This is a genomic window from Verrucomicrobiales bacterium (assembly GCA_016793885.1).
Taxonomy (GTDB): Bacteria; Verrucomicrobiota; Verrucomicrobiia; order Limisphaerales; family UBA11320; genus UBA11320.
The window spans coordinates 1-1736 of sequence record JAEUHE010000070.1; the positions used below are offsets into that span (position 1 = coordinate 1).

A 1736-nucleotide genomic window follows, 5' to 3' on the forward strand; every position below is an offset into this window, starting at 1 on the left:
CACTGGTGGAATGGCGACGTCTACGATGGGCAGCCTGGCACACCCATGCTCTCGTTCGCGATGAACAAAAAATACATCGATTTCTGTTCTCGTGAAGGCATCCTAACCCATTCCATCACCTCCACCGAAGGCGTGACCACGCCGTGGTATCACCAGTCCAAACCAGGGGTGGAGCCGGGTCCGGACACGGACGTAACCCGACCTCGCCCAGGTTTTGATTTGAAAGCCATCCATCGATACGCCGATTCGAAGAACGTTCGACTTTGGACCTGGGTTCATCAGGGGGCACTGCGAGGGCGGGTCGAAGAGGCGTTCGCCGCTTTCCAGAAACAAGGATGGAGCGGGATGATGGTCGACTTTTTTGACCACGATGACCAAGACTCTGTAGAGTTCGCCGAGTCTATTCTGAAATCAGCTGCCAAACACCACCTCCTAATCCAGCTCCATGGAATCTGGAAGCCCACCGGCCTGGAGAGAACCTTTCCCAACTTGATGAACCATGAAGGTGCCTTGAACTTGGAGTATCTGAAATGGAGCGACCGATGCACCCCGGAGCACAACCTCAGGATGGCATTCACTCGCTTGGTTGCCGGTCGCATGGACTATCATCTCGGGGGTTTCCGCTCCGTTTTGCGCGATCGGTTCCAACCTAAAGGCGTTGCCCCGAATGTCCTTGGAACCCGAGGGCATCATCTTGCGATGTATGTCTGCTTCGACAACCCGAACCCCATGGTCGCGGATTATCCTACTGCGTACGAGGGTCAGCTCGGGTTTGATTTTTTGAGAACTGTGCCGACCTGGTGGGACGAGACGCGCGTTTTAATAGGTCGGGTGGGTGAGGTGTTAGTGACCGCTCGTCGCAAGGGGAGTGACTGGTATCTCGGTGGCATGTCGGCCGTTCAGCCCCGCGACCTGGAAATTCCGCTGGAGTTCCTGGGAAGAGGCTCATTCGACGCTGAAATCTGGAAAGATGCGAACGACACCGACAAGGACCCGAACCACCTTGTCCACACCCGTTCCCGCGTCAGTTCGGGAGATCAACTTCGGATTCGCGTGGCCCTCGACGGTGGATTTGTTGCTAAACTTTCCTGGTCACGGTAAGCCGAGGGCGACGAGCTTTGCTTAGTAAGCGGCGACTTCCGCACCTCTCGCAAGACTCATAGCATCATCAGTATGTCCGGCAGGCCGCCTGAGGCAGCGCCAACGACTTACGCACGATAGGTCAAGGAGGGAAGATCCACGCCCAGTTCCCGCTCGATTCATTCTTAAAAGCTACTTCCCCGCCCGCACGCCTCGTTCACAGGTCCAACATGGCTTATCAGCCGCAACCATCACTGTCCACTTTCCCGACGTGCCGCTTGAGGATCTCCACCAAATGAATCAGCTCCTCCTCGCTGATGTCCACAAAGGAGTCCAGCGACTTGACTGCTGCCAGGATTTCTTCATGTGTCGGCGTGGTCGCATCCTTGGCTGACGGCGAAGGGGGTGGTGAAGCTGGGTAGCTCAAAATCGACGGATACCGCCTCCACTTGAATGAGCCGTTAATGAGAACGGCGATGGCGACCATGAACACCGCATTGGCCAACACCGGGAAGATAACAAAATGAAATCCAAGTTGACGGATCGCACTCCCTCCCATGACAGCAGTAAACGCCGTGGCACCTCCTGGTGGATGGATGCACTTTAGCTGATGCATCGCTCCGATCGAGAGGCCCACGGCAACCGACGCCGCCAGG

Annotated in this window: 2 protein-coding genes; one reads left to right on the forward strand and one right to left on the reverse strand. The window is 56.3% G+C overall.

What is annotated here, in order from left to right:
* Positions 1-1101: glycoside hydrolase family 97 catalytic domain-containing protein (locus tag JNN07_08870; protein ID MBL9167837.1), on the forward strand; the 1101-nt coding region annotated here is incomplete at its 5' end.
* Between the two features lie 217 nt (positions 1102-1318).
* On the opposite strand, the gene JNN07_08875 is transcribed toward JNN07_08870, so the two are convergent.
* Positions 1319-1736: HPP family protein (locus JNN07_08875; GenBank protein ID MBL9167838.1), on the reverse strand; the 418-nt coding region annotated here is incomplete at its 5' end.